Raw genomic sequence first — 23,358 nt, 5'->3', positions numbered from 1 at the left:
AAGCCAGGAGCTGAGTGCGGATGGCAAGGGGCCCGGCGGGCGAAGCAACCACCTGGCGCTGGACGACAAGGCCGGAAGGATCCAGGCGCAACTAAAAAGCGATCACCAGTGCAGCAGCCTGAGCCTGGGGTATATCGGGCGCATCGAGGACACCGCGGGGCGCAAGGATGACCGGGGCCAGGGCGTCGAGCTGCGTACCGATGGACATGGGGCCATCCGTGCTGCCAAGGGTTTGCTGGTGAGTACCGAAGCCCGGCCCAATGCGCGGGCCCATATCACCGACATGGGGGAGACGGTGGCACGCCTGACGGCTGCAAGGGATCTGCATGAGGGGATGAGCTATACGGCGCAGGCTGCAAAGGCACACGACGCTGGCGATCAGGATGTGGTCACGCAGGCTCTGAAGGAACACAACGACGCGATCAAGGGCAAAGGCGGCAAGGCATCGGAAGAGCAGTTCCCGGAGCTTGCGGAGCCGCATCTGGTGCTTGCCAGCCCGGTGGGCATTCACAGCACGGCGGGCACGACGACGCACATCGCGAGCATCGAGCACACGGCCCTGAGCAGTGGCGGGCACACGAGCATCAGCGCGGGCAAGAGCCTGCTGGCCAGCGTCAAGGAGGCGGTGCGGCTCTTTGCGTACAAGGCCATTCGCCTGACGGCGGCCACCGCGGGCATCGACATCGTGGCGCTGCAGGACAGCATCAAGCTCATGGCCAAGCTGGACATCAAGCTGGAGGCCAACCGCATCACGATCACCGCCAAGGACGAGATCCTGGTCAACGGCGGGAGCAGCTACACGCGATGGAACGCCTCGGGCATCGTGCATGGCACCAACGGCGTGTGGCGCGAGCATGCGGCTACGCACGGCTTCGTGGGGCCGGACTGCCTGCCCGTCGCAATTACCTCCTTCGACTTGCCGCAAGTGCTGCCGAAGAAGAACGGCAAGTTCCGTTTCTCCCTCTGAGGTTTGACCCACATGATCATCAGTCCTCCCTTTCTCTCGCTCACCGACATCCCCGTATACGACGGGCAATGCGTCAGGAACGTCATGCCTGGTGGCATTGTCGGCAGCGGTGCATATCCGATCAGTCAGGCCATGGGCTGGCACGGCGGGCTTCATGTCCATGCGCCGACCAACATGGAGCCAGTGCGCGCCATCGCCGACGGCACAGTCGTTTTCAGGCGCGACGGGGGCAACGCGCGATACGACAACGAGGACCACTCGACCGGCTGCGTTGTGATTCGCCACGCAACGGAGATCGGCGCACAGGGCACCACGCCCGTCACCGTCACCTACTACTCCATCACCCAACATCTCCGGCAACTGGACCACGACCTGCCGGCCGTCGGCAGGCCCATCTATCGCAAGGACAGGCTCGGGCTGGCCGGCACCATCCATGGCGAGAGCGACCGCATCCATCTGGAAATCATCGCGGGCGACGCCGACACCCTCAAGCTCGTTGGCCGCGGCACGGGTGAACTGGCGGTCGGGGGCAACGGCCGCACCGATGCGGTTTACGGCCAGATGTACGTGCTGGTGCCCGCCAGGAGTCCGTGCTTCAACGCTCAGCCCGCCGGCGCCAGCCTGCCCTCGGCAGCTGGAGACAGCGGCAACGACGACGTAATCATCGGCATTCGGTATGAAGCGGGGAGCGCCACGCTCACCACCTACAAACTCAACGGCGACACCCTCGGCACGGCGCCACAAGAAACCGATGCCGAGTACAACCTCTACACCGAGGCGAACGCACGCCATGGCCGCCTGAGCGCCGCGGACCAACTCATCAGCAGCCCCAGCGGCTGGTACGAACTACTGCGCTTCGGTCGCAACCTGGGCACAGACCCTCTGCCCACCAATGCAGCCCATTGGCGCAAGGTCGTCGTGCCGAGTCAACCGGGAGGCGCCTGGGTCAATCTGAATGCCGTCAACACCAAGAAATTCAGCGACGCCGACTTCCCGCATTGGGCGCGCTGGAAACTGATCGACGACGACGCCACCGACGACAACAGTCGCTGCGACTCAGCCATGGCCAACGCGATGCTGGCCTCACCACCTCGACCCGGCGCGACGGCAGTCCTGACGCCAGCGCAGAAGGCGGCTGACCGCATGCAAAACCTGTGCAGGTCCGATGTGCAGGAAAAGCTCGCCAGGACCATCTGCAAGTTTCCGACCGAATGGGCAAAGGACGAGGTGCGCAAGCGCTGGGCATGGACCCGGGAGACCGGCAACCCTCACATGCCGTATCCGCTGGAAGACGAAACCGACTTCACGGAAATGGCCGACTTCGCGCAGAAGCTGTGCTTCTGGGAAGAGCTGCCTGCCGAAGACAAGAGCCGGCTGACGATCAAGCATTGGCACTTTCATCCGAGGGAGTTCATCAGGCAGTTCAGGATGTGCGGGTGGCTAGGCAAAAGAGAGTTGGCCCAGCTAATACCAGCCAACATCATTAGAAAACCTGGGAGTCACAACTCCAATTCAACAGCAAGCTGGGAGTCTCCAAATATTGGAGCCGCACAAAATTTTCTCTCGATACATGCTGTAGAGCTGAATCTTTCACTGCGGAAGTTTTTAATAAACACACCTCTTCGACAGGCCTGCTTCTTCGGAAACTCAACGCAGGAGACGCAATGGTTCCGCTATCTGAAAGAAGGAAATGGCGGGAACTCAGCATTGCACCAAGGATGGTATGGCCGCGGTTTTCTACAGCTCACAAATCCCAATGGAGACATAAACAGTGGGAACAACAACTATTACAAATACTTCAAATTCCTGGGCCGCGTTCCCACGCACCCTCCGGGCAATCAGGAAATTATTTGGCGCGATGAAATTGGAGCCGACTCTCATCACGCGGCCCACAGCGCTTGCGCATATTGGGTTTGGAACAACAAATCAGCGCCTGATGCCACCAATCTCAATCGACCACAGGTCGACAATGTCAACAAATACGCAGACGCGTTGAACAACAATCAAAGAAAAACCATTTCAACCGGAATCAACGGAGTAAAAACGTGGTACTACAACCAATCCTTCACCAATTGCGCTACTGCAGTTAATTTTCCGGGTGCAACAGGACAGAATCCGCCGAATATGAATGGACTGGTTGACCGTTCCGTTGCATTTTCCAATGCATTGATGGTGCTAACTGAAAATCCCGCGTTTGAAACCGCGCAGCAGGGCTATGCCTCTCAACCCGAATGCTATGTTCAGCAGAGAGCAGTATGAAATCAATTCTTGTCTGCTGCATCCTTTGCGTCATTCATTTATCTTGCATTGCAAAAGATAGCGAGCAAAAAGAGGAGGCCGCCATCGACGCACTTGAAGTTCATTGCGGATACGATCTTGGCGAGGAAACAATCAATTCAATAATCTCAAGTAAAGTAAAAAAAGAGAGCCTCAACTCTACAAAATTCACTCACCTTGAATTTAAACTGGCCCTCGAGCTTGGCAAGAAGAAAACTAATGCCAGCATTCGATTCAACTGCATCACCGAGGGAGATCTTTCTTCGGAGCCGCCATTTTTAACGCCAACTCAGCTGATAAGACAGGAGGACGCTGGCGGTCGCTACTTTCGACACATCGCGTGGCAGAAGAAAATAACTGGAAATAATTGGAATGGCTTAATCGCGTACTCTGATTATCTTTTTGGCGATGGACAGAAATCAAAAACATACAACTATCTCATCTGTCGAGCCGCATCAAGATGCTTCGATTTTGAAATCGACCCCACCATCAAACTTGCTCAAAAAGAGCAAGAAAACGCTCTAGATCTAATAAGAAGAATTTCTTATAAAAAATAAGGCACCCCATTATCGGCGAATCATTCAACGAAAGCACGCATCAAGCAGTGCATGCCGGCCACGAATTCAAGCCTCAAATAAATTGAAAAACTCAAATCAAAATCATTTTCTCGACTTGACCGCGCCTCATTGGTTGGAAAAATAATGTGGAGATTGCTCTGTTTGTCATTTGCGCTTGTGGCGCAGGCCGCCATTGCAGAGTCAGCTTTTCAGAAGTGCTCAACGCCTCCTCTCATGTTGCTCTACAGCCTCAGCCGGACTGCTTGCGAAGTTTCTCGATCAGTAATGATCGAACGGTATTCGAGTGCCAAGCCAGCATCGCCTTACGCTAGCGATTTCGACCGACGCGAAGTAGTGATTGCATCGGGCAAGACAGCCGAATCCGTCACGGCTGTCGCTGGGATCAGGGGCGGGTCGAGCGCGCGCCGAGTGCAAACCGACTTGCTTCACCCCCCGTTTTTTGACCAGATCGCCAAACGTTATCCGCTCCCAAAGGCAAGCAGATATGGGCGTTGGGTGATTGCGTATGAACAAATCGAGTATGGCGCTCAAGGCTCAGCCCAAGGATTTTCCTTGGAATGTGCAACAGCCATGCTCTCGACCATGCAAGCAACGAAGATCGTTGCGGAGTGTTCTCCACTGAGGGAAAGAGCTCGTTTCTCCAAAACATTGGATGCTGTACGACTTGCGAGGTGAAATTTCCCGAGATCAATGGACCGTAAAGAGGAGCCAGTGAAACACTATTCAGGCGAACCGATCATGCTGCTTGCGCGCTCCAGCATCGTGTTTTTTTTGACAACCTCTGGCATCCCCTCTGCTGCCCCCGCTCTCACAGCCGATTCAGCACCTCCACAACGAATCAGCATGGAACCTGATTGCGATATTCGATTGATTGACCCTTACAACGGAAAATTCGAGAGCGAATCGCCATCGAACGCCAGATACAAAAAAATCCCGCCTCCTTCCCCATCCTCTTTAGAAGCTCTTGAATTTAGTTGGATTTGCATTTCCAAGGATGACAGCCGCGTAGGGTTTCATGGAATAGCATCATTCGACCCGTATGCAAAAAAGTGGGTCTTGGACTGGAGTCGAATCGTCGGAGGCGCCGCTACCAAACGCGAAGAACAATGGCAATATAGCTGGTACCGCGCGCAGTACAAGTTAATTCAGTTGAACGCCGTCAACTCAAATGGCTATGCGATAGTTGATCGCGCGCAAACAGGAGATGGAGCCATTCCCGCCGAGTCCGACAAGAAAGCGCAGGATATCGGCCCTGTTGTTCTATCGTTTTGCCTTCTTCACAAAACGAAGGCCATATGCGGCAACGGCCATGTCGGTCAGAAACATGATGGCCCCAAGGGGGATTTGACTCCCTACACTCTCAAGATCATTCACAGCATTGAATTTCTCGACTAAGCGCTACTCTCAGCCGGCCTCTGTCTCAAAATTTTCATCAATTCCCGTTCCGTTCATTTGCCCGGCGCGAGACTATGAAGCCAAAAGTCACATATCTTGCAATTCTTCTTATTTTGCCTTTTTCAGTTTTTTCAAAAGACATCCGAATAGAAGCAAGAAGGGAGTTGGACGCCTGCATGAGAGAAACGAAAAAAAATACAGGGAGCAATGCGACTCCGGAGGATGTGGAAATGCTGTTGGCGCCTGCTATGAAAGACAGATAAACAAAATCTCAGAAGCAACTGATTCCCTGGAAAATAAATCAGACTTCGAGCAGTGCATGCAGGCTAGGCACTCAGCTTTCAATGAAATTGAAATCATTAACTCAAAATTTAAATCATCCACCATCTTGAGCAACACCTGGCGTGGATATGAAGTTCAAATGGAGATAGCCCTGCTGAAAAATTTCGTCGCAAATGCATTAGCAAAATAATGCAAAATTGAGCATTGAAATGCTAGCTCTCTCTTTTGGCCAAAAAGATAAAGCCATCGACCCGCATGAACTGGGCTTCTCTATCTGAAGATGGAGTATTGGCTCTTTGCTCCCTGCCCGATCGTTGGATGACATTGCGCCAGCACAGATGCCCTTCGACAGTTCGCCAACAAACTGCAGCACACACCCCGCTCAAGCCCTTTGCAACACCGCCGGCACAGCCGAAGCCAACATCGCCACGCCCGAAGCCGTCAACAACCCCAGCACCAGCTTGCGAAATGCCGCCTCGCTGATACCCACATAAAGCCGCGCCCCCAGCAGCACAGGCACCGCGACGGCAACTGCCACCACGGCCAGCAGCGGCACGGTCGAGCGCCCGATACTGCCACTTGCCAGATGAACCGTGAACGCCACCGCCAGCATCGACAGATTGAAGTTCTGAATCACCGCGCGCTGCGTGTCGCGCTGGAAACCGCGCAGCGTGCACCAGAGCGTGGGAATGGTCCCCGAGAAACCGCCGATGCCGGCCATGGCGCCGCCGATGGCACCAGCGATGCCGTCCGCCACGCGGCCGCCGAAAGAGATCTTCGGCAGGTGCTGCGACATCAGCATGGCCGGGCACCACAGCACCAGCAGCACACCAAGGCACAGCTTGAACACGACAAGGTCGAGGTGCGGCAGCAGCCAGACACCAAAAGGGATGCCGACCAGGCCGCCGAACACGAAGGGCCACAGCAGGCTCTTGTCGAAGGCGCGGCGTACGGTGACGGCGGCAATCACCTGCCCGGTGAGGGCGCCGAACAACGCCAGCAGTGCGGCCAGTTGCGGCTCCAGCGTCCAGGCCCAGACCGACATCGCGACCAGGCCGAACGCAAAGCCCGACAGGCCCTGCACAAAACCCGCCAGCACGGCGCCGGCGATCACGGAAACATACAAGGCTTGCATGCGGCCGATGATATCGGCCGCCCCCGCGCGCCAAGCGCCCTGCTCGCGCCCTCGCTTGCCCGCCCGCTCGCCCAGGTCAGAGGCTCAGGCCGAAGCCGGCACCAGCGCCGTGCGGCGCACGCGGCGCACGTTGAAGGCGCTGGCAATGAGCACGCCCTGCACCAGCGCCAGGCCGACGATCACGCTGGTGTACTGGCCGGCGTCCATGAGGCGGCCGAACACCAGCGGCGCCACGGCCTGGCCGATGTCGAGCCCGGCATACACCACGCCGTACACGCGGCCGGTGGCATTGGGTGGCGTCGACTTCTTCACCAGCAGGTCGCGCGACGGACCGGCCACGCCCGAGACAAAACCCATGGCGCCGAACAGCACCGGCACGACGACCGGCGGAAAGTCCGCGAAGGCCAGCACCAGCGCCAGCGCCGCCGCAATGCCGAAGCCCGCGCCCACGATGCGCTCGCAGCGCGACGGGTCGGACGCCAGGAAGCCGCCCACCACCATGCCGCCCGCGCTGGCCACCATGTACACGGTGAGGCACATGGCCACCAGCGCCACCGGCACCGCATGCAAGTGGCCCGCGGCCACGGGCGCGAAGGTCTGCACCACGCTGATCACCGCGGCATAGAAGAAGAAGAAACCGAAGCACATCCATACGGCCGGGATGCGCAAGAAGTCGAACTCGCCGCCAACCGGCGCGGGCTCGCCCTGCCCCGTGGCCTTGTGAACGGCCGCCGCGTCGAGCGACAGCACGCTGCGGTAGACCCACAGCACCAGCAGCACCACGATGGCCACCGCGCCCGCCGATGCCAGCGCCACGCGCCACGAATAGGCAATGGCGATCGGCACGACGAAAGCCGGCGCGAGCGCCCAGCCCAGGCTGCCGGTAATGCCGTGCACGCTGTAGGCATGGCCCAGCCGGGTGGGCGCGACCTTGCGGTTGAACAGGGTGTAATCGACCGGGTGGAACACGCCATTGCCGATGCCGCCGACCACCGCGCACATCAGCAGCATCCAGTAGCTTTGCGCCATGGCATAGCCGAAGGCGGCCAGGCCCAATGCGCCCAGCCCGACGAAGAGCACCGGGCGCGGGCCGAGCTTGTCGACGATGAAGCCGGAGGCGGCCTGCACGATGCACGAGACCACGAAGAACACCGTAAGCACCGCGCCCAGCTCGGTGTAGCTCACGTTGAACGCGTCCTTGAGCCACGGGAACAGCGGCGCCAGGATGAGCTGGCTGAAATGGCTGACCGCGTGGGCCAGGCCGACCAGCCCGATCAGCTTGGCGTCGGTGCGCAAAGTGGTGGCGGGAACGGCTGTCGGGGAAGTGGAGGACATGGATTGCTACAAAAAACCGGTGCGGGCACCGATGCTATGCGGCGGCGACGCGGCAGAATGGCGATACAGCGACAACATTTGTCGAAACCATGCCAAGCGCCGCCTTCCCTCCCCCCGAGAACGCCGCCCCCGCCAAGCCGCGCGGGGTGGCGACAGCGCCCGCCAACAGCGTCGGCCCGCTCACGCCGCACCTTTACGCACCCGACGCGGTGCGGCCGTTGCGCGCCAAGGAACACTTCCTGACCGCCGACACGCTGGTCGAGCTGCACGAGCACCCCTGGCCGCAGCTCACGTTCTCGACCCGCGGCGTGATCCGGCTCAGCACACAGGACGGCAGCTACATCGTGCCGCCCTCGCGCGCACTGTGGGTGCCGGCCAACATGCAGCACAGCATCACGCTGATCGAAGACGCGGAGTTGCGCACCGTGTACCTGCATGCCTGGCTCGCGCCAACCTGGGAAAAATGCGAGGTGCTGGAAATCAGCCCGCTGCTGCGCGCACTGATGCTGGCGCTGGACACCACGCCCGACGGCCTGCCGCCGGCCGATCCGCAGGCACCGCAACGCGAACGCATGATCGCGCCGCTGCTGGTCGACGAAGTGGAGCGCGCCACGCAGATCCGCATCGACGTGCCGCTGCCCACCGACAAGCGCCTGCGCCAGTTGTGCGAAGCCTTGCTGCGCAACCCGGCCGACCGCGCCACGCTGGCCGAGCGCGCCGCCACCATCGGCGCCAGCGAGCGCACGGTGGCGCGGCTGTTTCGCGACCAGCTCGGCATGAGCTGGCAGCAATGGCGCCAGCAGGCCGTGATGGCGCACGCGTTGCCGCTGCTGGCGCGCGGCATGGCCGTGAGCCAGGTGGCGGCGGCCAGCGGCTACGCCACCGACAGCGCCTTCTGCGCGATGTTCAAGGCCGCCACCGGCCGCTCGCCGACCTCGTTCCAGCACCGCAAACGCCCCGCCGCCACGTGAGGTCGCCGTGGCCGCCGGTCGTGGTGCTCTGGCAAGATCGGTGACCGACGACACCATGCACTCACCGATTTCCCTGCCCCTGGCGCCCGCCCCCGTGCCCGCGCCGCGAACGTGGACCGCCGACATCGGCTTGCGCATCCGCCGCCACTTCCTGCTGAAGGCGGTCGGAACCACGGCGTTCACGTGGCTGTTTTTCATCGGCTATTTCCACCTGCTGCGCAACCCGGCCTTTCCGGTCACGGTGATGCCGCTGACGGCGCTCGACCACCTGATTCCGTTCCAGCCATACACGCTGGGCGCGTACCTGTCGCTCTGGCTGTACGTCGGCCTTGCGCCGGGGCTGCAGCTCACCTTTCGCGAGCTGGTGGTGTACGGGCTGTGGATCGGCGCGCTGTGCCTCAGCGGCCTGAGCCTCTTCTACTTCTGGCCGACGCAGATACCGCCCTTGTCCATCGACGTCACCGGCTTCCCCGGTTTCGCGATGCTGCAGGGCGTGGACGCCGCGGGCAACGCCTGCCCCTCGATGCACGTGGCCGTGGCCATCTTCACCGCCATCCGCCTGGAGCAAGTGCTGCGCGACGCCCGCACGCCGGCCCTGCTGCGCGTGCTGAACTGGGCCTGGTTTGCCGCCATTGCCTATTCGACACTGGCGGTCAAGCAGCACGTGGTGCTCGACGTGGTGGCGGGCGCCGTGCTCGGCATGGCGTTCGCGCTGCCCTCGCTGCGCTGGCGGCCGGGCAGGCGTTTTCGAGGGGATTCCCCTCATGTGGGAGCGGATATCATTGGTCATCACTGACCACAGGCCGTCCGAGGAAGGGATCGATTCACCGATCGATCAGCAACGGCAAATGACGACAGGCATTGCACGATGAGTTCGCTGAAGGAATTGCAGGACCTGATCCACGAGAAGTACGGCATCGAACCGTCGAAGCTCGACCCCCACGCATCGATGCGCGAAACCGGCGGGCTCGACTCGCTGGCCCTCGCCGAATTCCTCTTTGCCATCGAAGACCACTTCGGCATCACCATGCCCGACGAAGACGCGAGCATCGACACCCTGGCCGACCTGTCGGTACTGGTCGACAAGGTCCGGGCCGCCAAAGCTGCAAAAGCCGCGTGAACCACCACGAAGTCGCCGTTACCGGACTGGGCGTCATGGCGCCACACGGCGACGAGCCCGGCGCGCTGTTCCAGGCCCTGCTGCAGGGCCGCTCGGCCATCCAGCCGGTATTTCCCGAACTGCCCAAGCCGGCCGCCGCGGCCACGGTGGCCTTCGATGAAACGCGCTGGTTCACCAAGCTGCAGCTCGCGGGTGTCGACCGCGTCAGCCAGCTCGCCGTGGCCGCCGCCGACCTTGCCATGCGCGACGCGGGCATTCAGGCTGGCGACGCCGATCCCGAACGCATCGGCGTGTTTGCCGGCTGCGGAATGGGCGGCGCCGCCGCGCTCGAAGCGGCCTACCGCGGCAACGGCCGCGTGTCGCCGCTCACCATTCCCGCCTTCATGCCGAACGCACCGGCCGCCCACGTGGCGATGCGACAGGGCGTGCAAGGCCCGGTGCTCACGTACTCCGTGGCCTGTGCCTCGTCGTCGGCCGCCATTGCCGAAGCCGCCAAGGCAGTGCAGCGCGGCGAGGTCGACATCGCCATTGCCGGCGGCAGCGAAGCGCTGATCGTGCCCGGTGTGGTGCTGGCCTGGCAGGCCATGCAGACGCTGGCCACCTTCCAGCCCGGTGAAGCAGCCGGCGCGGTGCGCCCCTTTGCCACCGACCGCAGCGGCTTCGTGCTGGGCGAAGGCGCGGCCTTCCTGGTGCTGGAGTCCGCCGAGCGCGCACGCCGCCGCGGCGCCCGCAGCTACGCCACGCTGGCCGGCTGGGGCCTGAGCAGCGACGCCACCCATCTCACCAAGCCCGACGCCCCGGGCCAAGCCCGCGCCCTGCGCGCCGCGCTGCGCCAGGCGGGCCTGAAACCGCGCGACGTGGGGTATTGCAACGCACACGGCACGGCCACGCGCATCGGCGACGTGGTCGAGCGCAACGCGCTGGCCGACGTGTGGGGCGATGACCTCGACGCACTGCGCGTCAGCTCGACCAAGGCATTGCACGGCCACATGCTGGGCGCGGCGGGGGCGCTCGAAGCTTTGATCACCGTGCTGGCGCTGCACAACCGGCAACTGCCGCCCAACGCGAACTGCGGCGAGATCGATCCGGCCTGCAGCCTCGACCTGGTGACGCAGGACAACACGGACGCGCCGGCACTCGAAGCGGCCATCAGCAACTCCTTCGCCTTCGGCGGCACGAACTCGGTGCTGCTCTTTCGCCGCGCCTGAGTCGCCCCGCCGCGCAGGACGCAATCAGGCCGTGGCCAGCGACGGCGCGGCCGCCGCACAAAGCCAGTCGACGAAAGCACCAGCCAGCAGGTCGTCGGCCCGCCCCGGCGCCACGAAAACGCTGTAGCCCCGGCTCGACGGTGCCCGGTGCGGGCTGGCCAGCACCAGCTCCCCCGAACGCAGCTCGCGCTCGACGAAATACTCGGGCACCAGCCCCACGCCAAGGTCGGCGCGCACGGCCGCCACCAGCGAAGAGAACAAATCGAAGCGATGCCCGGCCACCAGGTTGTCGGGCGGGCGCGCCTGCCCGGCCTGGCTGAACCATTCCTCCCACGCCCCCATGCGCGTGCGAAGCTGCAGCAGCGGCGCGGCGCTGAAGTCGCCGCGCGCCATCGCTGCCCGGCCCTTTGCGTGCGGCGCGCACACCGCCACGCACGACTCGCCCATCAGCCGCCGTGCATTGGCGCCGGGCCACACGGCGTCGTCGTACTGCACGCCCACGTCGAAGGGCATGTCTTCCATGTAGCGGTGGGTCGGAAACACCTGCAGATGCAGGCTGCAACCCGGGTGCAGCGCCATGAACCGGGGCAGCAGGGGCATGAGCCAGCCCTCGGCCAGCACGGGCACCGCGCCCACCAGCAGGCGCAGGCCGTCGGCGCGCTGCGCCATTGCTTCGAGCGTGTGGTTCTGCAGCCGCAGCAGGTCGCCGGCAATCTGTCCGTGGTAGCGGCGCCCGGCCTCGGTGAGCTCGGTGCCGCGCGCCGTGCGCTGCACCAGCCGCACCCCGATCTGCGTTTCGAGCAGCCGCAGCTGCTGGCTGACCGCGCTGTGCGTGAGGCACATCTCTTCCGCGGCCTTGCCCACGCCGTGGTGGCGGGCCACGGCGTCGAAGACCAGCAACGCTCGGGTGCTCGGAATGTGACGGCGCATCGGACCCTGCTTCGTTAGAAAAACTGACAACGCCAAAGATTAAACCAGAGCAGGCACTTAGCACAGCCGCAAGAATTGCTGACGACAACGCCACGCCGGCGGCGTCGCCCTGCCCTCGTTCTTTTCCGCCTTCAAGGACATCCCCGCACCATGCCTCGCTCCGTGTCTTTCCGCTTCGCCCCGCTCGTTCTTGCCCTGGCATCCGCCACGGCCGGCATTGCCCACGCCCAGGCCGGCGCCGTTGCGGCCACGCCCGCGCAAGTGCGGCCCGAGGTCGACAAGGCCTATGCGCAGCTGATGGCTTCGCCCGCCATCCAGAAGCTGCTGGACGCGGTCAAGGCCGACCACCCGCGCGCCGTGGAAGACCTGAAGATGCTCACCGAGATCGAAGCGCCGCCCTTCAAGGAACAGAAGCGCGCCGAGGCCTTTCTTGCGCGCATGAAGGAGCTCGGCCTGGCCGACGCGAAGATCGACGCAGAAGGCAACGTGGTCGGCCTGCGCAAGGGCACGGGCAACGGGCCCAAGCTGCTGATCTCGGCCCACCTGGACACCGTGTTCCCCGCCGGCACCGACGTGAAGGTGAAAGAGCGCGACGGCAAGCTCTACGCGCCCGGCATTTCGGACGACACGCGCGGGCTGTCGGTGCTGCTCTCGTGGATCAAGGTGCTCAACGACAACAAGGTCCAGACTGTGGGCGACCTGCTCATCGTCGGCAACGTGGGCGAAGAAGAGCTGGGCAACCTGCGCGGCATGAAGGCGATCTTTCGCGATCACCTCGACATCGACGGCATGGTCGGGCTGGAGCCGTCGCCGGATGGCGCGGTGCTGATGCTCGGCACGGGCAGCCACCGCTACGAAGTGACCTTCAAGGGTCCGGGCGGCCATAGCTTCGGCGCCTTCGGCCAGGTGCCCAGCGCCATTCACGGCATGGGCCGCGCCATTGCAAAAATCTCCGAAATTCGCACGCCGAGCTTTCCAAAGACCACCTTCACCGTCGGCACCGTGGGCGGCGGCACATCGGTCAACACCATTGCGCCCGACGCACGCATGGCCGTGGACATTCGCTCGGACGACGTGGCACCGCTGCTCGAGACCGAGAAGAAAATTCTCGCGGCCATCGACGAAGCGGTGGTGGAAGAAAACAAGCGCTGGAACGTGAACACGCTGAGCGTGAGCACCAAGCTCATCGGCGACCGCCCGGGCGGTCGCACGCAATCCGACACGGTGATCGTCGAGGCCGCGGTGCGCTCCAACGCCGCCTTCGGACACAAGACCCTGCTGCGCGGCGGCAGCACCGATGCCAACGTGCCGATGGCGCTGGGCATCCCCGCCATCATCATCGGCGGTGGCGGCAAGACGGGCGGCTTCCATGCGCTGTCGGAGTGGATCGACGTGACCGACGGCTGGAAGGGTGCGCAGAATTCGCTGGTGACGGTGCTCGGCCTCGTCGGCGTGCAGGGCACCAGCACGCCGCTGCTCGAAAAGCGGCCCCCTCGCACGAAGTAAGCGGGCACCACCGGGGCTCGGCCCCGGGGACTCTCCGGTATGCTGGTGGCCGCTTTCCACCATGCATACCGACAGGAGGCCACCATGCACGCTCGCTCCACCCTCATCACCCTGGCACTGCTCGCAGCGGGCGCCTCGGCGCAAGCCAACAACCTGCTGGACCAGCTGAAGGAAAAAGCCGGCGAGGCGGCCAGCGCCAACTCGCAAGGCAGTGGTGGCAGCGGCGGCTCGTCGCTCGGCAACCTGGGCAGCAGCCTCGGCTTCAAGATGCCGGCCATCGGCTCCAGCACCATCGGCAATGCGGCCGGCGTGCTGCAGTACTGCGTGAAGAACAACTACCTGGGCGGCGACGCGGCCTCGGTCAAGGACAAGCTTCTCGCCAAGATCACCGGCCAGAAGCCGCAGGAGACAGGCTTTGCCAGCGGTGCCAAGGGCCTGCTGAAAGGCGGCGACGGGCAGACGCTCAACTTCAAGATCCTCTCGTCGAAGGTCAAGACCAAGGCCTGCGACTACGTGCTCAAGAACGCGACGTCGCTGCTCTAGCCAAGAACGCGACGTCGCTGCTCTAGCATCGGCCAGTCCGCGCCCCCTTTTTTCATCCAGACCTTCGTGCGCCCGGGCGTGGCGCACCGCGCGGCGAGATCCGCTCCCCAGTTCCCGATCCGATCCCGGCCACGCGCGCCAGCATCTCCTCCATGAATCCGGCTACCACCTCCCCCTCCCTGCGCCAGCGCCTCTCCCGCTGGGTTCCCTGCCTCGCCTGGCCCCGCCCGTCCGCCGCGTTGCTGCGCAACGAGGCCATGGCCGGCATCACCGTGGCGCTGATGGTCATTCCGCAGGGCGTGGCGTATGCGGCGCTGGCCGGCATGCCGCTGGTGACGGGCGTGTACGCGGCGCTGTTCCCGGCGCTGATCGCGGTGATGTTCAGCTCGTCGCAGCGGCTGTCGGTCGGCCCCACGGCGCTCACCAGCCTGCTGGTCGGCGCCTCGCTCGCACCGCTGGCGGTGGCGGGCAGCGCCGAATGGGTGGCGATGGCGGTGTGGCTCACGCTGATGTCGGGCGCGGTGCAGATCGTGCTGGGCGCGGGGCGCTTCGGCTGGCTGTTGCGGCTGGTCAATTCGCCAGTGCTCATCGGCTTCACGCAGGGCGCGGCGGTGCTGATCGCCATTTCGCAATTGCCGGCGCTGCTGGGCTTTACCGGCCGCACCATTCCGCAGGTGCTGCAGGGCGGCCCGCTGCCCGACCTGGTGGCCATCGCCTTCGGGCTGGGCAGCATCGCGGTGCTGTGGCTGGGCAAGCGCATGCTGCCGCGCTTTCCGACCACCATGGCGCTGGTGGCCGGCGCGGCCGCCATCAGCTGGGTGATCGACTACGCGCTGCGCGGCGGCGCCGTGGTGGGCAGCCTGCCCTCGGGCCTGCCGGGGTTCTACTGGCCCGGCCTGTTGCCGCTGAACACGCTCGGCGCGCTGGTGCTGCCGGCACTGATGATCACGCTCGTGAGCTTTCTCGAAACCGCATCGAGCGCCAAGGTCGACAACGCGCGCGCCGGCACGCTGTGGAACGAAAACCAGGACCTGATCGGCCAGGGCCTGGCCAAGCTGGCCTCGGGGTTCTCGGGCGCGTTCCCGACCAGCTCGTCGTTCTCGCGCTCGGCCATCACGCTCTATGCGGGCGCGCAGACCGGCTGGGCCACGCTGTTCAGCGTGGTGGTGGTGGCTGGTGCGCTGCTGTGGCTGATGCCGCTGCTGTACCACGTGCCGCAGGCGGTGCTGGCGGCGGTGGTGGTCACGGCCATCCTGGGGCTGGTGAAGCCCGCGAGCTTCACGGCGCTGTGGCGCATCTCGCGCATCGAGGCGGGCATTGCCTTCGGCACTTTCGTGCTGACCATCGCCACCGCGCCCAGCATCTACTGGGGCGTGCTCGGCGGGCTGCTGGCCAGCCTGGCGCACTACATGTACCGTCACCTGCATCCGCGCATCATCGAAGTGGGCCTGCACCCCGACGGCAGCCTGCGCGACCGCAACCTCTGGAAGCTGCCGCCGCTGGCGCCGCAGCTCTACGCGCTGCGCATGGACGCCGAGCTCGACTTCGCCTCGGCCTCCACGCTCGAACGCTCGCTCACCGTCGCACTGGCCGAACGCCCCGAACTGACCGACGTGTGCCTGTTCGCGCAGCCCATCAATCGCATCGACATCACCGGCGCCGAGGTGTTCGGCTCGATCCGCCGGATGATGGAGTCCAAGGGAATCCGCCTGCACCTGAGCGGCATGAAGCTGCCCGCCATGCAGGTGCTGGAACGCGCCGGCCTGCTGGCACCGGGGCCGATGCTCTTCAGCTACCGCACCGACGGCGAAGCGCTCGCCGCGCTGATGCCGCGCATCGAAGTCCCCGTCGAGGCCGACACCACGACCGCGCACTGACGCCCCGGCCATGAAGTCCACCATCGAAGAACTGGTCGCGTTCCGCACCGTGGTGGACACCGGCTCGATCACTGCCGCGTCCGAGCAGCTCGGGCAGACCGTCTCGGGCATCAGCCGCGCACTGAGCCGGCTCGAACAGAAGCTCGACACCACGCTGATGCGCCGCACCACGCGGCGCCTGGAGCTCACCGAGGAAGGCGCCGCCTTCCTGCAGCGCACGCGCGCCATCCTCGATGCGATCGACGATGCGGAAGAACATCTCGCGGCGCGGCGCCAGCAGCCTTCCGGGCTGTTGCGGGTGAATGCGGCCTCGCCCTTCATGCTGCACGCCATCGTGCCGCTGGTGCCCGAATTCCGCCGGCTGTATCCGCAGATCACGCTGGAGCTGGACACCGACGACCTGCCCATCGATTTGCTGGAGCGGCGCACCGACATCGCCATTCGCATCGGCCCGCTGCGCGATTCCACGCTGCATGCGCGCCCGCTCGGCACGCACAGGCTGCGCGTGCTGGCCAGCCCGGCCTACGTCGAGGCGCACGGCAAGCCGCGCAAGGTGTCCGAACTGACCGACCACGCGCTGCTGGGATTCACGCAACCCGAATCGCTGAACCGCTGGCCCTTGCGCGGCGCGCATGGCGACGAATGGCCGATCACGCCGACGGTGGCCGCGTCGAGCGGTGAAACGCTGCGCCAGTTGGCGCTGGCCGGTGTCGGCATCGCCTGCCTTGCGGACTTCATGACCAGCGCCGACCGTGCGAGCGGTGCACTGGTGCAGGTGCTGGCGAAGGAAACGGTCGACGTGCGCCAGCCGGTCAATGCCGTGTACTACCGCAACACGCAGCTGTCGGCACGCATCACGTCGTTCCTGGATTTCTTGTCGCAGCGCATGGCCTGAGGGCCGGCTGGTACGCGCATAGACGGATTACTGCGGACCGGCCACAACGATGCGTTCGACCGTGGCCCCGGTGATCTCGTAGCCGCTCACGCCCATGTCCGCCGAGGCGTAGCGCGCGGCCTTCAGCACGCCGCTGACCTTGACCGTGTCCATCGCGTGCAGTCCCTTGAAAGTCTCGGCCGCGACCACGTGGACGATCTGGTTGGCCGGCGGCGGCGGCGTGTGGATGCAGGCGCCGAAATACGGCACCAGCAGGAATTCGCGAATGCCGTCCTGCGTGCTGTCGAGCGGCACCACGAAGCCCGACAACTTGGCCGCGCTGCCATCGAGCGCCACATTGACCGGTGCGTTATCCCAGACGGCGCGCATGTCGTCGAGCATCTGGATCGCGCGCGGATCGTTGTCGCGCAGCGCCTCCAGGTCGATGTTGCGATAGCGCTTTGTGGGGTCCCAGCTCTTGGGAATCAGCGCCTCCCACTTGAGTTCGGGGGTGGTGGCATGGCTGGTGGCGCCATGCCCGGTCGCGGAACTCGGCCCACAGGCCGCCGTCAGCAGGGTGCCCAGCACCAGGAGCGTCGCCGACAGCGCGCGAGGGAAAAAACCTTTCATGCGGTCGATTGTGCTGGGGAGTTGTTTCAGGGCTGTAAAGCGAGCACGTAAGACCCTTTTTCCGGGCAAATGACACAAATTCGTCGCAAAAAGACAGAATGCCGCACCACGATTTCGAGGAGATCCGCATGGCCCCCACAGGATGGCTGGGACTCACGTCCCTTGGCACGGTTCACACGGCGATCAGCCTGGTCGCCGTTTTCGCGGGGCTCCTGGCCCTGTTCCGCTACAAGGAAATCACGTTGCGCACCGGCCTCGGCCAGGTCTTCGTCTGGACCACGGTGCTCACCTGCCTGACGGGCTTCGGCATCTTCCAGCACGGCGGTTTCGGCAAGCCGCACGCGCTGGGCATCCTGACGCTGGTGGCACTGGCGGCCGGCGCGCTGGCCGGGCGCGGGGCCCTCTTCGGGCAGGCTTCGCGCTACGTCGAAGCCATCGCCTTTTCTGCCAGTTTTCTCTTCCACTGGATTCCGGCCTTCACCGAAACCCTGACGCGGCTGCCGCTCGGCGCACCGCTGCTGCCGAATGCCGACGCGCCCGAGCTCAAGGCCATTACCGGCGTGCTGCTCGTGCTGTACCTGATCGGCGTGGGCCTGCAGATCCGGCGGCTGCGCGGCGGCTCGCTCAGTCCCGCACCGGCCCGCGCAGGTTCTTGATCTGCGAACGCTGGCTCTTGCCTTCGAGCCGGCGCTGCTTCGAACCGTAGGTGGGCTTGGTGGCGCGGCGCGCACGCGGCGGCGTGGCCACGCTGTCGATCACCGCCTGCAGCCGCGCGAACGCATCGGCACGGTTCATTTCCTGCGTGCGGTGCTGCTGCGCCTTGAGAACCAGCACGCCTTCTTGCGTGATGCGGCTGTCGCGCAGCGCGAGCAGCCGCTCCTTCACGTCGTCAGGCAGCGAGCTGGCAGGGATGTCGTAGCGCAGGTGCACCGCGCTGGACACCTTGTTGACGTTCTGCCCGCCCGCCCCCTGCGCGCGAATGGCGCTGATCTCGACTTCGTCGGGGTTGATCAGGAGGGGCGGTCGGAGCATGAAGGCAAGTGTGCCCTCAAACCCGTTCGAAAACGGCTGCGATGCCCTGTCCGCCGCCGATGCACATCGTCACCAGCGCATAGCGGCCACCGGTGCGGTGCAGCTCGGCAATCGCCTTCGTGGTGATGATCGCGCCGGTCGCGCCCACCGGGTGGCCGAGCGAAATGCCCGAGCCGTTCGGGTTGACCTTGGCCGGATCGAAGCCCAGCTCCTTGATGACCGCGCAGGCCTGCGCCGCAAAGGCTTCGTTCGACTCGATCACGTCGAAGTCGCTCACCTTCAGGCCGGTGCGCTCCAGCACCTTGCGCGTGGCCGGCACCGGGCCGATGCCCATGTACGCGGGCTCGACACCGGCGTGCGCGTAGCCGACCAGGCGCGCCAGCGGCTTGAGGCCCAGCGCCTTCACGCGGCCGCCCTCGGCCAGCACCACGGCAGCGGCGCCGTCGTTGATGCCCGAGGCATTGCCGGCCGTCACCAGCCCGTCTTTCTTGAACGCGGGCTTCATCTTCGACAGCGTGTCGACGGTGGTGTCGGCGCGCACGTGCTCGTCGGTGTCGAACAGCACGACACCCTTGCGCGTCTTCACCTCGACCGGAACGATCTGCTCCTTGAAGCGGCCCGCCGCAATGGCGGCAGCCGCGCGCTGCTGGCTGGCAACGGCCAACTCGTCCATCTGCTCGCGCGTGATGCCGTAGCGCGCCGCCACGTTCTCGGCGGTGATGCCCATGTGGATCTTCTCCCACGGGTCATGCAGGATGCCCAGCATGTAGTCGACCAGCACCGCGTCGCCCATGCGCGCACCGTAGCGCGCCGAGGTGTCGAAGTACGGGCCGCGGCTCATCGACTCCGAGCCACCGCCAATGGCGATGTCGCAATCGCCCAGCGCAATCGCCTGCGCCGCCGACACGATGGCCTGCAGGCCCGAGCCGCAGAGGCGGTTGACGTTGAAGGCCGGCGTCTCGATGGGGCAGCCCGCGTCGATGGCGGCCACGCGGCTCAGGTAGGCGTCTTTCACGTCGGTGGGAATCACGTTGCCCATCACCACGTGGCCGATGGCATCGGCCGCCACGCCGCTGCGTTCGATGGCCGCCTTGACGGCGGTGGTGGCCAGTTGGGTGTTGGGCACGTCTTTCAGCGCACCGCCGAAGGTGCCGATGGCGGTGCGGGCGGTGCCGACCACGAAGATATCGCGTTGGGTCATGGTGTGGATCTCCTGGATTGAAAAAACGGGGAGGAGTCAGCGGCCGGTGAAGGCGGCCGGCTTCCTGTCGAAGAATGCATCGATGCCGATGCGGAAGTCGTCGCTGGCCGCGCAGGTGCGAAAGGCGGCCGACTCGGCATCGAGCTGGCTGGCCAGGTCGCGGTCGAGCGAGCCGCGCATCAGGCGGCGCAGGTTGCCCAGCGCCACGGTGGGGCCGTTGGCCAGCCGCTGCGCCAGCGCCATCGCTTCGGCCTCGAGTTCGGCGGCGGGCACCACGCGGTTGACCAGCCCCATGCGTTCGGCGGCGGCGGTGTCGTAGGTGTCGCCGAGCATCGCGATCTCCAGCGCGCGGCGCATGCCGACGAGGCGCGGCAGTGCCCACGAGGCACCCACGTCGCAGCTGGTGCCGATGTTCACGTAGGCCAGGTTGAAGCGCGTGCCTTCGGCCGCGAGCACGAAATCGGCCTGCAGCATCAGGCTCAGGCCGGCGCCGGCCGCCACGCCATGCACCTGCGCGACCAGCGGCGCGTCCATGGCGTCGAGCACGGTCAGTGCCTCGTGCAGCGGCCCGATCAGGTCGGCCGCGCCCTGCAGCGGGTCGGCCCGCAGCACGGCCAGGTCGCCGCCCGCCATGAAGCCCTTGCCCGCCCCGCTCAGGAGCACGGCGCGCACGCTCTTGTCGGCCGCCAGCTCGCGCGCGGCGGCGAGGAAGGCATTGGCCATCGGCACGTCGATGGCATTCAGCGCGGCCGGCCGGTTGAACCGGACCGTGGCCACCGCGCCATCGCGGCCCAGCAGCAGTGGAGCGTCTGTCGTCATGGTTTTCCTTTGGCTTTCACTTTGGCCGTGGGCACAGGGGCTTTGCGGCTTGCCGCGGCCGAAGGACGCTGCAGCACGCCATTCAGGAGCAGCTCGATGCCCTGGTCGGCGATCTGGTCGGGCGTGAGGTCGCCGTCGGGGCGGTACCAGCGGCCGATCCAGCTCAACGCGCCGGCCAGCATGAAAGCCGCCATCTTCGGGTCGCAGGGCGCCAGCGAGCCTTCGGCCACGCCGTCTTCGATGAGCCGGCGGAACTGGCCGTCGATGCCGGCCTTGAGGCGGCGCAGCTCCTTCTTGAGCGGATCGGGCAGCGGGTCTTCGCCGATGCGGATCACGCACATGCCGAAGTCCCGGGTGACCACGCCCGAATAGATGCGCATGCAGGCCGTGAGCTGCTCGATGGCGCTGCCGCCCGCGGCGCGCACCTCGCCGATGCCGACCTTCATCAGGTCGAGCGCGATGCGCACGCACTCCAGCAGGATCTGGTCCTTGCTCTCGATGTAGTAGTACAGCGTGGGCTTGCTCACGTTGAGGCGCTCGGCAATGTCGTCGAGCGAGGTCGCGTGAAAGCCGCGCTCGTTGAACAGCTGGGCGGCCGTCTGCAGCACGGCGTTGCGCTTGATTTCGCGTTGCTGGGCGCGCTTGCCGGCGGGCTCCCAGGGGGACGGAGTGGTGGGCGGGGGAGCTTTGGTGACGGTACGGGGCATGGGGTTTGTGCGGCCGGGAAAGTACGGATGCCGCGCGATGCGGCGAACGGTGACATTACCCGCCAGTAGGAATTTTACGGATCAGTAGCTTTTCTGCCCCTGGACATAAACCCTGACCATACAACGAAGCTCCTAGCCATGCCTGACGAGCCCCGCAGGGACTCCCCCTCCCCCATGGCACCCCCGGTGCTTCAGGTCGACGCACTGACACTCGCGTTCGGCGGCGTGAAGGCACTGACCAACGTCGGCTTCAGCGTCGCGCCCGGCTCCATCACCGCGGTGATCGGCCCCAACGGCGCCGGCAAGACCTCGCTGTTCAACACCATCTCGGGCTTCTACAAGCCATCGCAGGGCCATGTGCGCTTCGAGGGGCAGGACATCACGCGCCTGCCGGCTCCGAAGCGCGCCGCGCTGGGCCTGGCGCGCAGCTTCCAGAACATCGCGCTGTTCCGCGGCATGACGGTGCTCGACAACATCAAGCTGGGCCGCCACGCGCACCTGAAGACCAACGTGTTCGACGCCCTCTTCTACCTGGGCCGCGCGCGCCGCGAAGAAGCCGAGCTGCGCCGCGACGTGGAGGAACGGATCATCGATTTCCTGGAGATCGACCACATCCGTCACGCCTCCGTCGCGGCCCTGCCCTACGGCCTGCAGAAGCGCGTGGAAATGGCGCGCGCACTGGCCATGCAGCCCAAGGTGCTGATGCTCGACGAACCCGTGGCCGGCATGAACCGCGAAGAGACCGAAGACATGGCGCGCTTCATCCTCGACGTGCGGCGCGAATGGGGCATCACGGTGCTGATGGTCGAGCACGACATGGGCATGGTGATGGACCTGTCGGACCACGTGGTGGTGCTCAACTTCGGCCAGGTCATTGCGCAAGGCACGCCGGCGCACGTGCAGGCCGACCCCGAAGTCATTCGCGCCTACCTCGGCGCGGGCGACGTGGGCGAATTGCGGCGCCGGCTGCGCGGTGAATCCGTGGCAACGGCAACGGCAGGGGTGGCCTGATGGATTGGGCCTACCTCTTCGAAATTGCGCTGACCGGCATCGCAGGCGGCGGACTCTACGCACTGGCCGCGCTGGCCTTCGTGCTGGTCTACAAGGCCACGCGCGTCGTCAACATCGCCATCGGCGAAATGCTGATGGTCGGCGCCTACCTGTTCTTCACCTTTTCAGCGAGCTTCTCGCTCCCGTTCTGGCTGGCCGTGCTGGGCTCCGTCATAGGCACCGGCCTGCTGGGCGCAGTGATCGAGCGCACCATGATCCGCCCGCTGCTGGGCGAGCCGCCGATCTCGGTGTTCATGGTGACGGTCGGGCTGGCGTCGATCCTGGTGGGGCTGGTCGAGATCATCTGGACAGCCGACCAGCGCCGCCTGCCCGAATTCCTGCCGAACACACCGGTGATGGTCGGCGAGGCTTTCCTGGCACCGAAGATCGCCTACGGCGCATTGATCGCGGTGGTGCTGATCGGGCTGGTGCTGTTGCTGTTCCGCTTCTGGCGCGGCGGCGTGGCACTGCGGGCCACGGCGTCGGACCAGGCGGCGGCCTATTCGATGGGCATCAACGTGCCCCGCGTGTTCTCGCTGGCATGGGTAGCCTCGGCCATGATCGCGGCGGTGGCCGGCATCATCGTCGGCTCGATCGGCGGCATCTCGTCGTCGATGGGCGTGTTCGGGTTGTCGGTGCTGGTGGTGGTGATCGTCGGCGGGCTCGACAGCGTTCTGGGCGCTCTGGTCGGCGGCGTGTTCATCGGGCTGGTCGAGGCATTGGCTGGCTCGTACCTGGGCGGCGAATACAAGTTGCTCGCGACCTTCATCGTGCTGGTGCTCGTGCTGATGGTGCGGCCCTATGGTCTCTTCGGTACGCATGAGATCGAGAGGCTCTGAGATGGCCTTCAGTCCTTCTGTTCATCGCGTTGTGTTTTGCGTACGTCGTTCGGGGCACGCCCACGCCGACGGTGTGCTCTGC

The 23,358-nt window shown here is 64.8% G+C and carries 24 protein-coding genes; 16 read left to right on the top strand and 8 right to left on the bottom strand.

Annotated elements, in window-relative coordinates; translation table 11 throughout:
• The 5 genes from DBV14_RS22110 to DBV14_RS22090 all read left to right on the top strand — a co-directional run.
• Positions 1–967, top strand: a 967-nt coding sequence (locus DBV14_RS22110; protein WP_148092451.1) for a type VI secretion system Vgr family protein, incomplete at its 5' end; no start/stop codon positions are given.
• Positions 968–979: 12 nt separating this feature from the next.
• A complete protein-coding gene (locus DBV14_RS22105) occupies positions 980–3,226 on the top strand; it encodes a M23 family metallopeptidase (protein WP_124462104.1) in 2,247 nt (748 codons plus the stop codon).
• Positions 3,223–3,801 (top strand): hypothetical protein, encoded by a 579-nt coding sequence (locus DBV14_RS22100; protein WP_124462103.1) that lies wholly within the window; start codon positions 3,223–3,225, stop codon positions 3,799–3,801. The genes DBV14_RS22105 and DBV14_RS22100 overlap by 4 nt, the downstream gene beginning before the upstream one ends.
• Positions 3,802–4,533: 732 nt before the next feature.
• Positions 4,534–5,217 (top strand): hypothetical protein, encoded by a 684-nt coding sequence (locus DBV14_RS22095; protein WP_148092450.1) that lies wholly within the window; start codon positions 4,534–4,536, stop codon positions 5,215–5,217.
• Positions 5,201–5,689 carry a hypothetical protein gene (locus tag DBV14_RS22090; RefSeq protein ID WP_124462100.1) on the top strand — a complete coding sequence of 163 codons (489 nt, stop codon included), beginning with the start codon at positions 5,201–5,203 and terminating at the stop codon, positions 5,687–5,689. The genes DBV14_RS22095 and DBV14_RS22090 overlap by 17 nt, the downstream gene beginning before the upstream one ends.
• Positions 5,690–5,881: 192 nt before the next feature.
• Here the strand turns inward: DBV14_RS22090 and DBV14_RS22085 are convergent, their stop codons facing one another.
• The gene (locus tag DBV14_RS22085) at positions 5,882–6,634 is read right to left on the bottom strand and encodes a sulfite exporter TauE/SafE family protein (protein WP_124462098.1); all 753 of its coding nucleotides are present in this window, start codon (positions 6,632–6,634) and stop codon (positions 5,882–5,884) included.
• An 84-nt stretch (positions 6,635–6,718) separates the two neighbouring features.
• Entirely contained in the window at positions 6,719–7,969 is a 1,251-nt protein-coding gene (locus DBV14_RS22080) for an MFS transporter (protein WP_124462096.1), read from the bottom strand.
• Positions 7,970–8,058: 89 nt separating this feature from the next.
• Here DBV14_RS22080 and DBV14_RS22075 point away from each other — a divergent pair, with 89 nt between their 5' ends.
• From DBV14_RS22075 to DBV14_RS22060, 4 genes are all read left to right on the top strand, one after another.
• Complete coding sequence (locus DBV14_RS22075; protein ID WP_260397177.1) at positions 8,059–8,940, top strand: helix-turn-helix domain-containing protein; 882 nt, start codon at positions 8,059–8,061, stop codon at positions 8,938–8,940.
• Positions 8,941–8,995: 55 nt separating this feature from the next.
• Positions 8,996–9,736, top strand: a complete 741-nt coding sequence (locus DBV14_RS22070; RefSeq protein ID WP_185546091.1) for a phosphatase PAP2 family protein — start codon at positions 8,996–8,998, stop codon at positions 9,734–9,736.
• A gap of 72 nt (positions 9,737–9,808) precedes the next feature.
• Positions 9,809–10,060 (top strand): acyl carrier protein, encoded by a 252-nt coding sequence (locus tag DBV14_RS22065; protein WP_124462094.1) that lies wholly within the window; start codon positions 9,809–9,811, stop codon positions 10,058–10,060.
• Positions 10,057–11,268: a beta-ketoacyl synthase gene (locus DBV14_RS22060; protein ID WP_124462092.1), complete on the top strand. Its 1,212-nt coding sequence runs from the start codon at positions 10,057–10,059 to the stop codon at positions 11,266–11,268. The genes DBV14_RS22065 and DBV14_RS22060 overlap by 4 nt, the downstream gene beginning before the upstream one ends.
• A 24-nt stretch (positions 11,269–11,292) precedes the next feature.
• On the opposite strand, the gene DBV14_RS22055 is transcribed toward DBV14_RS22060, so the two are convergent.
• Positions 11,293–12,198, bottom strand: a complete 906-nt coding sequence (locus DBV14_RS22055; RefSeq protein ID WP_124462090.1) for a LysR family transcriptional regulator — start codon at positions 12,196–12,198, stop codon at positions 11,293–11,295.
• 150 nt (positions 12,199–12,348) lie between these two features.
• Between DBV14_RS22055 and DBV14_RS22050 the strand changes: the two genes are divergently transcribed.
• From DBV14_RS22050 to DBV14_RS22035, 4 genes are all read left to right on the top strand, one after another.
• On the top strand, positions 12,349–13,704 hold the full coding sequence (locus DBV14_RS22050) for a M20/M25/M40 family metallo-hydrolase (RefSeq protein WP_124462088.1): 1,356 nt from the start codon (positions 12,349–12,351) through the stop codon (positions 13,702–13,704).
• An 84-nt stretch (positions 13,705–13,788) separates the two neighbouring features.
• Positions 13,789–14,247 (top strand): DUF2501 domain-containing protein, encoded by a 459-nt coding sequence (locus tag DBV14_RS22045; protein ID WP_260397176.1) that lies wholly within the window; start codon positions 13,789–13,791, stop codon positions 14,245–14,247.
• A 152-nt stretch (positions 14,248–14,399) separates the two neighbouring features.
• Positions 14,400–16,124: a SulP family inorganic anion transporter gene (locus DBV14_RS22040; protein WP_124462084.1), complete on the top strand. Its 1,725-nt coding sequence runs from the start codon at positions 14,400–14,402 to the stop codon at positions 16,122–16,124.
• 10 nt (positions 16,125–16,134) lie between these two features.
• On the top strand, positions 16,135–17,019 hold the full coding sequence (locus DBV14_RS22035; RefSeq protein ID WP_124462082.1) for a LysR family transcriptional regulator: 885 nt from the start codon (positions 16,135–16,137) through the stop codon (positions 17,017–17,019).
• A gap of 27 nt (positions 17,020–17,046) precedes the next feature.
• On the opposite strand, the gene DBV14_RS22030 is transcribed toward DBV14_RS22035, so the two are convergent.
• Positions 17,047–17,628 carry a DUF3299 domain-containing protein gene (locus DBV14_RS22030; protein WP_185546090.1) on the bottom strand — a complete coding sequence of 194 codons (582 nt, stop codon included), beginning with the start codon at positions 17,626–17,628 and terminating at the stop codon, positions 17,047–17,049.
• Positions 17,629–17,756: 128 nt separating this feature from the next.
• Between DBV14_RS22030 and DBV14_RS22025 the strand changes: the two genes are divergently transcribed.
• Positions 17,757–18,284, top strand: coding sequence for a hypothetical protein (locus DBV14_RS22025; protein WP_124462080.1), 528 nt, complete (start codon positions 17,757–17,759; stop codon positions 18,282–18,284).
• Here DBV14_RS22025 and arfB read toward each other — a convergent pair.
• From arfB to DBV14_RS22005, 4 genes are read right to left on the bottom strand one after another with little or no spacing between them, the layout of a single operon-like run.
• On the bottom strand, positions 18,253–18,660 hold the full coding sequence (gene arfB / locus DBV14_RS22020) for an alternative ribosome rescue aminoacyl-tRNA hydrolase ArfB (RefSeq protein WP_124462077.1): 408 nt from the start codon (positions 18,658–18,660) through the stop codon (positions 18,253–18,255). The two genes, DBV14_RS22025 and arfB, sit on opposite strands and share 32 nt — an antisense overlap.
• Before the next feature lie 16 nt (positions 18,661–18,676).
• Positions 18,677–19,861, bottom strand: coding sequence for an acetyl-CoA C-acyltransferase family protein (locus DBV14_RS22015; RefSeq protein WP_124462075.1), 1,185 nt, complete (start codon positions 19,859–19,861; stop codon positions 18,677–18,679).
• A gap of 36 nt (positions 19,862–19,897) precedes the next feature.
• Positions 19,898–20,680, bottom strand: coding sequence for an enoyl-CoA hydratase/isomerase family protein (locus DBV14_RS22010; protein WP_124462074.1), 783 nt, complete (start codon positions 20,678–20,680; stop codon positions 19,898–19,900).
• Positions 20,677–21,387, bottom strand: a complete 711-nt coding sequence (locus DBV14_RS22005; RefSeq protein ID WP_124462071.1) for a TetR/AcrR family transcriptional regulator — start codon at positions 21,385–21,387, stop codon at positions 20,677–20,679. The genes DBV14_RS22010 and DBV14_RS22005 overlap by 4 nt, the downstream gene beginning before the upstream one ends.
• A gap of 138 nt (positions 21,388–21,525) precedes the next feature.
• Here DBV14_RS22005 and DBV14_RS22000 point away from each other — a divergent pair, with 138 nt between their 5' ends.
• A complete protein-coding gene (locus DBV14_RS22000) occupies positions 21,526–22,398 on the top strand; it encodes an ABC transporter ATP-binding protein (protein ID WP_124462069.1) in 873 nt (290 codons plus the stop codon).
• Entirely contained in the window at positions 22,398–23,276 is an 879-nt protein-coding gene (locus DBV14_RS21995; protein WP_124462067.1) for a branched-chain amino acid ABC transporter permease, read from the top strand. Before DBV14_RS22000 ends, DBV14_RS21995 begins: the two co-directional genes overlap by 1 nt.
• The last annotated feature ends 82 nt before the right edge of the window (positions 23,277–23,358 follow it).

Origin of the sequence: Variovorax sp. KBW07 (assembly GCF_003852515.1) — a bacterium.
In the GTDB taxonomy this organism is placed as follows: domain Bacteria; phylum Pseudomonadota; class Gammaproteobacteria; order Burkholderiales; family Burkholderiaceae_C; genus Variovorax.
The sequence above is the reverse complement of the archived record's forward strand: the minus strand, read 5'-3'. Positions and strand labels throughout refer to the sequence as shown.

Excerpts from the sequence above, each read along its gene's own strand:
- DBV14_RS22105 (WP_124462104.1), top strand. The coding sequence starts at position 980 with ATGATCATCAGTCCTCCCTTTCTCTCGCTCACCGACATCCCCGTATAC.
- DBV14_RS22100 (WP_124462103.1), top strand. The coding sequence starts at position 3,223 with ATGAAATCAATTCTTGTCTGCTGCATCCTTTGCGTCATTCATTTATCT.
- DBV14_RS22085 (WP_124462098.1), bottom strand. The coding sequence starts at position 6,634 with ATGCAAGCCTTGTATGTTTCCGTGATCGCCGGCGCCGTGCTGGCGGGT.
- DBV14_RS22080 (WP_124462096.1), bottom strand. The coding sequence starts at position 7,969 with ATGTCCTCCACTTCCCCGACAGCCGTTCCCGCCACCACTTTGCGCACC.
- DBV14_RS22075 (WP_260397177.1), top strand. The coding sequence starts at position 8,059 with ATGCCAAGCGCCGCCTTCCCTCCCCCCGAGAACGCCGCCCCCGCCAAG.
- DBV14_RS22070 (WP_185546091.1), top strand. The coding sequence starts at position 8,996 with ATGCACTCACCGATTTCCCTGCCCCTGGCGCCCGCCCCCGTGCCCGCG.
- DBV14_RS22065 (WP_124462094.1), top strand. The coding sequence starts at position 9,809 with ATGAGTTCGCTGAAGGAATTGCAGGACCTGATCCACGAGAAGTACGGC.
- DBV14_RS22055 (WP_124462090.1), bottom strand. The coding sequence starts at position 12,198 with ATGCGCCGTCACATTCCGAGCACCCGAGCGTTGCTGGTCTTCGACGCC.
- DBV14_RS22050 (WP_124462088.1), top strand. The coding sequence starts at position 12,349 with ATGCCTCGCTCCGTGTCTTTCCGCTTCGCCCCGCTCGTTCTTGCCCTG.
- DBV14_RS22045 (WP_260397176.1), top strand. The coding sequence starts at position 13,789 with ATGCACGCTCGCTCCACCCTCATCACCCTGGCACTGCTCGCAGCGGGC.
- DBV14_RS22040 (WP_124462084.1), top strand. The coding sequence starts at position 14,400 with ATGAATCCGGCTACCACCTCCCCCTCCCTGCGCCAGCGCCTCTCCCGC.
- DBV14_RS22035 (WP_124462082.1), top strand. The coding sequence starts at position 16,135 with ATGAAGTCCACCATCGAAGAACTGGTCGCGTTCCGCACCGTGGTGGAC.
- DBV14_RS22030 (WP_185546090.1), bottom strand. The coding sequence starts at position 17,628 with ATGAAAGGTTTTTTCCCTCGCGCGCTGTCGGCGACGCTCCTGGTGCTG.
- DBV14_RS22025 (WP_124462080.1), top strand. The coding sequence starts at position 17,757 with ATGGCCCCCACAGGATGGCTGGGACTCACGTCCCTTGGCACGGTTCAC.
- arfB (WP_124462077.1), bottom strand. The coding sequence starts at position 18,660 with ATGCTCCGACCGCCCCTCCTGATCAACCCCGACGAAGTCGAGATCAGC.
- DBV14_RS22015 (WP_124462075.1), bottom strand. The coding sequence starts at position 19,861 with ATGACCCAACGCGATATCTTCGTGGTCGGCACCGCCCGCACCGCCATC.
- DBV14_RS22010 (WP_124462074.1), bottom strand. The coding sequence starts at position 20,680 with ATGACGACAGACGCTCCACTGCTGCTGGGCCGCGATGGCGCGGTGGCC.
- DBV14_RS22005 (WP_124462071.1), bottom strand. The coding sequence starts at position 21,387 with ATGCCCCGTACCGTCACCAAAGCTCCCCCGCCCACCACTCCGTCCCCC.
- DBV14_RS22000 (WP_124462069.1), top strand. The coding sequence starts at position 21,526 with ATGCCTGACGAGCCCCGCAGGGACTCCCCCTCCCCCATGGCACCCCCG.
- DBV14_RS21995 (WP_124462067.1), top strand. The coding sequence starts at position 22,398 with ATGGATTGGGCCTACCTCTTCGAAATTGCGCTGACCGGCATCGCAGGC.